General features: G+C 72.2%; 6 protein-coding genes. All 6 read left to right on the top strand.

What is annotated here, in order from left to right; genetic code table 11:
• Positions 1 to 620: 620 nt before the first annotated feature.
• Positions 621 to 1,190, top strand: coding sequence for a hypothetical protein (locus ABZ532_RS29385; RefSeq protein ID WP_030795422.1), 570 nt, complete (start codon positions 621 to 623; stop codon positions 1,188 to 1,190).
• 98 nt (positions 1,191 to 1,288) lie between these two features.
• Entirely contained in the window at positions 1,289 to 2,056 is a 768-nt protein-coding gene (locus ABZ532_RS29380) for a hypothetical protein (RefSeq protein WP_030795420.1), read from the top strand.
• A 120-nt stretch (positions 2,057 to 2,176) separates the two neighbouring features.
• The gene (locus ABZ532_RS29375; RefSeq protein ID WP_361290342.1) at positions 2,177 to 3,688 is read left to right on the top strand and encodes a hypothetical protein; all 1,512 of its coding nucleotides are present in this window, start codon (positions 2,177 to 2,179) and stop codon (positions 3,686 to 3,688) included.
• Positions 3,689 to 3,743: 55 nt separating this feature from the next.
• Positions 3,744 to 4,772, top strand: a complete 1,029-nt coding sequence (locus ABZ532_RS29370; protein WP_361290339.1) for a phosphoadenosine phosphosulfate reductase family protein — start codon at positions 3,744 to 3,746, stop codon at positions 4,770 to 4,772.
• Between the two features lie 241 nt (positions 4,773 to 5,013).
• The gene (locus ABZ532_RS29365; protein ID WP_361290336.1) at positions 5,014 to 6,132 is read left to right on the top strand and encodes a hypothetical protein; all 1,119 of its coding nucleotides are present in this window, start codon (positions 5,014 to 5,016) and stop codon (positions 6,130 to 6,132) included.
• Between the two features lie 649 nt (positions 6,133 to 6,781).
• Entirely contained in the window at positions 6,782 to 7,189 is a 408-nt protein-coding gene (locus ABZ532_RS29360; protein ID WP_361290334.1) for a DUF6211 family protein, read from the top strand.
• The last annotated feature ends 13 nt before the right edge of the window (positions 7,190 to 7,202 follow it).

Genomic DNA, 7,202 nt, shown 5'->3' with positions numbered 1-7,202 from the left:
CGCGGCGGCCGGGGTCCGCTGGCGCGGACCGGGCCCTCCTTCGTCGGGCCGAACGGGCGCCCCTGGCGGGGCGGCTGTTCCCGTTCGGGTCCGCTGGCGCGGACCGCCGGACCCGTCCGCGCCGACCGGCGCCGCCGCCGGGCAGCACCAGGTGACGAAGGACAAAGGACCGCCTCCGGCGAGGGCCCTTCACTCCCAAGGGGCGGGGGTGCATGGCGAGTTGAGGCCCGGTGGTAGCTGGGGTGAGGGTGGGCGGGGGCTCCCCTCGGCCGACCGGTCACCCTTCGGGCTACCACCGAACCTGCGGGGGGTGCCAGGCCGAGCCGCTTCGCGGTCGCTTCGCGAGCCTGGCACCCCCCACAGAACCGGCGGTCGGGCGGAGCTGCCCGACCGACCGAGGGGAGCCCCCACCCACCGGGCGGAGCCGTGGCGGGCCGCCGGGCAAGGCTCGCCCGGAGGGGGTGGAAACCGCCCCTGACCTGCGAAAACGTGTGATATAGATCACTCGTTTGGAGGGTCTCCAGGGCTGGACTTCTACCCCAAAATAAGGCATGATTAGTGATGTCGGAAGGGGATGGCAGTCCTCCCCGACAACCCGAACCTTCAACACGGGAGCAACGATGTACGCAGAGCTGGAGACCGAGACCCCGCGCGAGATCGGCGGATTCGCCCTCTACCTGTCCACCACCTACGTGTGGACCGAGGGGCGCCCCCGGCTGGTGACGACCGCCGCCGACGTCAACGAGACGTGGTGGACCGTCCGGGCGGCCGACGTGACGGACAAGCTGACCGTCCGTCAGTCCCCGGACTCGGAGCTGGTCCGACTGCTCGACGCCGAGGACGGCACCGTGGTCACCACGATCGTCCCGGTCCCCGCCGGGATGCTCGACCACCACACGCCCACCCTCGCGGAGGCCCGCAGCATCCCCCTCGCGGCCCGCTGGGTGAGCAGCCCGCTGTTCACCGGCTCCGCCGGAGCCGCGCCCGAGAGCGCCGACCGCTACGAGGTGCGCGACCTCCTGGTCCGCGCCGCCCGCCGTGGCGAGACCGTCGCGACGAGCCCGGACCTGGTCATCGTGCGCGACTGCGAGAACCGGCCCGTCGCCTTCCTCCGGGAGGGGTGGCACCCGCAGAACGCGCGGCCGTCCGCCCCGAGCCTGAGCGCGCTGCTGAAGCACCGCCGCCGGTAGGACTCCGGTGGGCCCGCCCGGTGGCAGCCGGGCGGGCCCACCCCGCAAGGGCTTTGGCAGAAGCCCGCCCCGAACCTTCAACGCAGGGAGACAACGACATGGCGACGAACGACGCCCCCGACACCCCGGAGAAGCGGTACCGCATCGGCGACCGGACCCCGGACGGCCGGTACCCCGTCACGGTCGACGGGAAGCTGATCGGCCACATCCACCGCTGGCACGGCGACTGGCACGCGCGCGTGCTGGGCCAGGTCGAGGAGAGCCAGCACGAGGACCGCGACAAGGCCGCCGCCCACCTGGACACCGTCACCCAGTCCGGCGCCGCCCTCCCCCAGACGGAACAGGCCGGTGACACGGCGCCGGAGGGCATCGTCCCGTGGCTGCACCCGCGGATGGCGCCCACGCGGCGCAACATCCTGAGCGCGGGCATCTGCCTGGGGCGGCTCGATGAAATCGCGTGGAGCCCCAAGCACGGCTACCCCGGGTCGGACAACCCGTTCGAGATGGAAGACCTGATCTGCGGCTGGGTCGGGAACCGCTGGTGGAGCCACCTGCGCGGGCGCAACGGCGACCCGACGCCGCGTCCCGCGTGGCGTCACGAGGGGTGCACGGTCCCCTTCGAGGAGCAGGCCGCCCGCGTGGCCGAGCTGGTGGGCAAGCGCCCCACCCAGTGCCCGTGCGAGACCGGGCACCCGACCGACCGCGAGGCGGTGACCGGCCTGCTGGACGAGGCCGACAGCGCCCGCAAGGCCGGTGACATCGAGGCCCTGCGCGGTCACCTGACCCGGCTGCTCGGTCCCTGCCCGGCGGCGCCGACCCGCGCCGCGGTGATGCGGGACATCGTCAAGCCTCCGCAGAAGGGCTGACCTGAACCGGGGGCACGGGCCCACGTCCGTGCCCCCGGCCACAGGCGGCGATCGAGCCGCCCGCCGTGACCGCCGCCGTCCGCCGGCGCGAAGCCACCCGACCCAAGGATTCAGTTCTCCGTGCCTGCAACTGCCCTGCCCGCAGCCCTCTTTGACCTGCCCGAGCCCTCGGAGCGGACCACGTTCGGCCGGTCCTCCGGGATGACCGTGCTGAGCTACGGACTCGGAGCCGACAGCACGGCCATCCTGATCGAGTTCCTGGATCACCCCGAGCGGTACGGACTGGCCCCCGACCTCTCCGACCTGATCGTGGTTCACGCGGTCACCGGCGACGAATGGCCGGACACCCTGGACTACGTCGACCGGCTGGTCCTGCCCCGCCTGCGCCGGGCCGGGGTCCGGCTAGTGCAGGTGGCCCGCGCCGGCCGCCAGGACGCGGACGGCGTTGTCGTCCTGGACGACAGCCGGTCTCCCCGGCGGATCTTTGCGCGGGGGCCGTGGCGTCTGAGCGACGAGCTCCGGGAGGCCGGAACCGTCCCCCAGATCGCGAATGGCCGTAGGACGTGCAGCATCCGTTTCAAGGGATGGGTGCTGGACCAGTGGACGGAGGCCGAGTTCGGGGGCGCGAGCTACCGCCGGGTGATCGGCTACCACTACGGCGAGCTGAAGCGTGCGGAGAAGGACAGCCGCATCCAGCGCGAGCACAACCGGGCCGCGGGCCGGACCATCTGCGAGCCGTTCTATCCCCTGATCCTGGCCCGCCAGGACCGGGCGGACGTCGAGCGGTTCGTCCTGGAACGGCTAGGAGAGCCGGTGAAGAAGTCGTACTGCTCGCAGTGCCCCTTCAGTGGCGTGTGCGCGAGCAGGGAGGCCCACGAGGCGCGTCTGCGGGACCACCCGCACATCGCTGCGGACGTCCTGCGGATGGAGCACGTCGCGATGGCGCTCAACGAGCGCTCCAGCCTGTACGGGACGGACAGCCTGTACCGCAGGCTCACCGAGGACGGCCGCAACCACCCCGTGCTCTCGGCTTTCGAGGAGTCGTTGGACCAGGCCCCGTACGCGATCTACGAGGTGCGGAGGATCTACTACGCGGCCCGTACGCCGGACTGCCGCACCCATCACGGCCGGTCCTGCCGGTCACCGAAGTGGTGGTGCCGACAGCCGCGGACCGAGCAGTGCCGGGCCGACCACCCCGCCGGGGACTTCGAGCCCTGGTGCCCCGGGCACCGCGAATGCCGGGGACCGGCGAAGAAGGGCCCCGCCTGGCGGTCGGTGCGGACCGTGTGGGAAGGCGACCGCCGCACCGCCGAGCAACTGATCCGGCAGTTCGCCGCCCGTCACGGGCTCGCCCTGGAGCGCGGGGAGACGTCCGGCATCCAGCGGGCCCACTACCTCACCGCCGACGGCGGGTTCCCGGCGGCCGCCGCCTTCGCCGTCGCGGCGCCGGCCGGAGTCCGCGACAAGCAGCGCAAGCACTTCGAGGAGGCGTGGACCCGGCACACCGGGGACGTCGGCACCCGCTGGAACCCGCTCCGGCCGCTGCCCGCGCCCGAACCCCCACGCCCCACGGGCGGAAAGCCGCTGATCCGCCGGGCCAAGACCGTCGGCGGCGTGACCCTCATCGCCTGAACCACCCAGCGGGCTCCGGAACCGCCGGAGCCCGCCCAACACCGAGGAGAGCAAGATGAGTTACACCGATCCGGTCGCTTTCGCCGCGACCCGGCACCGCATCGTGATCAACCTGTCCGGCGGGAAGGACGGCGTGATCGCGGGCGCCAAGGCGATGGACGCCGCCCGCCGGGCCGGGGTCGCCGACCGCGTCTGGACCGCCCACGCCAGCCTGGGCCCGATGGAGTGGCCCGCCGTCACCGTGGACGGTGTGCGGTGGCCCAGCGCGAGCGAGCTCGCCGCCCAGCACAGCCAGATTCTCGGCGTCCCGCCGGAGCGGCACATCGAGGTCCGCCGCACCCGGCAGGTCGACGGCCGCACGGTCCCCTTCGATCTGCTCACGTTCATCGCCGAGCGGGGGGATTGGCCCTGGCTGGGCCAGGCCCGCACCTGCACCGGACCGTGGAAGACGAAGATGGTGTTCGGCGCCTTCACCGAGCAGGTCCGCGCCCTGCGCAAGGAAGTCCAAGGGCCCCTGATGTTCGCCAACGTCCTCGGCCTCAGGGCGGAGGAGAGTCGCGACCGACGCAACCGGCAGGTGTGGCGCCGCACGACCGACAACAGCCACCGGGTGGTGGACGAGTGGCTGCCCGCCCACCAGGTGAGCACCGCCGACGTGTGGGCGTGGACCCTCGCGGAAGAGGTGCCGTACCACTGGTGCTACGACTCCCACCCCGGCGCCGGGGACCGCCGGGGGTCCAGCCGCTGTTCCTGCTCGACCTGCACGCTGGCCAGCCACCGCGATCTGCTGCTGGGCGTCGCCCGCCGGCCCCGGCTTGCCGAGCTGTGCGCACTGGTCGAGCGCGTCCGCCAGGTCCCCTTCAACCCCAACATCACGATGGCCGAGCTGATCGAGCAGTCCCGCCGCCCGGACGCCCCCGACCCGGGCGTCCGCGTCGAGGAGAACGCCGACTTCGAGCGCATGGAACGGGACGTGCACGCCGCCCTCCGGCGGCCGCCGACGTACGAGTCCAAGGCCCGCACCGGGTCCGTCCCGCTGCTGCACGCCACCGGCGGATGCGACACCTGCACCCTGACGATGTAGCCCCGGAACAGGGGGAACGGCATTGACCCCGTTCAGCATATAAGGCAGAATTAGCAACGCTCGAAGGTGTGGCAGTTCCTTCGGCAGCCCCGAACCTTCAACGTCCAGGAGTCGCGATGAGCCCCACCGCGCTTGCCGTGCTCTCCCCGGGGACGGGCCGAACCGGTCCACCGACACTGATCCATCCCGCCGGCCCGGCCGTCTCCCACGGCCGGGCCGTGTCGCCCCCTACGGAGAACGCATGACCAGCACATCCCTGACCTTCCCCGTCCGAAACGACCAGCTCCCAGCCCTGCGCGAGGCGATCGAGCAGGCGGACCGGCAGACCCGGGCCCACGGACTGACCGGATGCCACCTCACCCGCGGACCCGTCGAGCCCATGCCGTGGCCCGACGTCAACGGCGTCCCCATCGGCACCGTGGCCGTCCAGGACGTCACCGCGACGTTCCCCCTCCTGCAGTTCCAGGGCTGGACCGTCATCGCCCAGGTCGAGCACGACGGAACGGCGGGCAACACCGTGACCGCGCTCCCGCCGTTCGAGGACGAGGCCGCCGACCGCATCGCACACTGCGACGCCTGCGGGGAACGCGGAGCCCTGACCAGCTACCTCCTGCGGCACGAGGACGGCAGCACGATGCAGCTGGGCACGACGTGCGCGGGCCCGTACGCGAACCTGCCCGTCACCGTCCTGCGCGACCTGTGGGACCTGATCCGCTGCTGCCTGGCAGCCGAGCCGTACGAGCCCGGCGAAGTGCCGCCGGACCTGCGGCTCCACGTCGACCAGGTCCTGGAGTACGCCGTCGCCCTGACCATCCAGGCCGGGTACGTCAAGCGTGGCGGCGGCTGGGCGACCGCCGAACAGGTTCGCGCCCTGCTGCTGGGCGGCGCCGGCCGGGAGGCCCTGGACCAGCTGCACGAACACCTCCGGGTAGCCGGGAACGTCGAGGCCACGGCCGCCGCGGTCCGGGACTGGTGCCTGCACGGTGACGCGGCCGCGAGCGACTACCGCCGCAAGCTGGCCCGCGCGGTCGCACAGGACCTGGCACCGGCGGACATCGGTCTGGTGGTGTCCGCAGTCCCGATGTACCTGCGCGAAGCCCAGCGGCGACTGACCACGGAGGACCGCGAGTCGATCACGGCCACGGTCACCGAGGTCAGCCCGCTCGCGAGCCAGTGGGGCGAGCGCCGCCGCGTTCGCTTCACCGACGGCGCCGGACGCCGGTACGCGTGGGACTCGATGACCCAGCCGTTCCCCGAAGAGGGGCAACGGCTCCGTGTCACCGGCCGGGTCGTGCGCAACGCGGTCCGCGAGGGCATGGTCGAGACGTACCTGACCCGGTGCCGTGTCGCGCCGGCCTGAGCACTGCCCAGCGGCGTCCGCCACGGCTCCGCCCGGTGGGCGGGGGCTCCCCTCGGTCGGTCGGGCAGGCTCGCCCGTGCCCGGGTTCCGGCGGGGGTGCCAGGCTCGCGGAGCGACCGCGAAGCGGCCCGGCCTGGCGGCCCCGCCGGGTTCCGGGTAGCCCTCCGGGTGACCGACCGGCCGAGGGGAGACCCCGGCCACCCCTCCACCCCAGCCACCCACGGCCCGCACACGGTGACGGAGCCCCCGCCCCCTTGGGAGTAAGGGCCCCCGCCGGAGGCGGTCCTGTAGGTATGAAGAGAAGTCGAACGAACGTCGACCCAACCGTCTCGGCAAGCCCATGAGCTGGGGGTTTGTGGCTTGTAGCCCTCAACCGGAGCGGGCATAATTAGGGATTCCGGCAGGCTAAGAGCGGTTTGCCGGTGCAGTGCGGTCGCTCGATCGGACCGGGTCCGCCGAACGACTGGACACGCAGTAACCGAGTAAGGCACGATTAGTGAAGCCGAGAGGTTCGATGCTCGGCTCTTCCGCGGAGACGCGGGAGGAAGTGGGGCGGACGGTCAGCCCAATGGCAGTAGTGCTGACCGCCCTGAAGCCCCCTGGCCCCAGGCCCTTCAACAAAGCCCATATACCAGGAAGGCATCTACGCATGATGGTAAACGACGCGGAGCTGAACACGGCCCCCGCGCTTGACGACCTGATCACCCTGCACGCCGGGAACACGGCCGGTGCCGACCACGGTCTGCTCTACCGCATCGAGGACGGCCCCCTCCCCCGTGACGGTGGCTGGTTCATCCAGCTCGCGGACGAGACGGCCCACGGCGCCCAGGACTGGGCGGCGACCATCCAGAGCCAGGACATCGACACGATCACCAGGCCGATCGAGTCCGGCGTCATGAACTGGAAGCACGAGGTCGACCAGGACCAGGGCGCCGAGGACCCGGACGAGGAGCCGGAGGTCGAGCACGGCCTGACGGAGTCCGGCGTGGTACTTCTGCCCCGCGCCGCCGGCCACGACCAGCACCACCGTGACCAGGGGGCGGGCAATGACGACTGAAGCCCCGTCGCGA

This window comes from Streptomyces sp. NPDC019396 (genome assembly GCF_040632375.1).
In the GTDB taxonomy this organism is placed as follows: domain Bacteria; phylum Actinomycetota; class Actinomycetes; order Streptomycetales; family Streptomycetaceae; genus Streptomyces.
The sequence above is the reverse complement of the archived record's forward strand: the minus strand, read 5'-3'. Positions and strand labels throughout refer to the sequence as shown.

Coding starts and splice junctions, on each gene's coding strand:
- ABZ532_RS29385 (WP_030795422.1), top strand. CDS start 621: ATGTACGCAGAGCTGGAGACCGAGACCCCGCGCGAGATCGGCGGATTC.
- ABZ532_RS29380 (WP_030795420.1), top strand. CDS start 1,289: ATGGCGACGAACGACGCCCCCGACACCCCGGAGAAGCGGTACCGCATC.
- ABZ532_RS29370 (WP_361290339.1), top strand. CDS start 3,744: ATGAGTTACACCGATCCGGTCGCTTTCGCCGCGACCCGGCACCGCATC.
- ABZ532_RS29365 (WP_361290336.1), top strand. CDS start 5,014: ATGACCAGCACATCCCTGACCTTCCCCGTCCGAAACGACCAGCTCCCA.
- ABZ532_RS29360 (WP_361290334.1), top strand. CDS start 6,782: ATGATGGTAAACGACGCGGAGCTGAACACGGCCCCCGCGCTTGACGAC.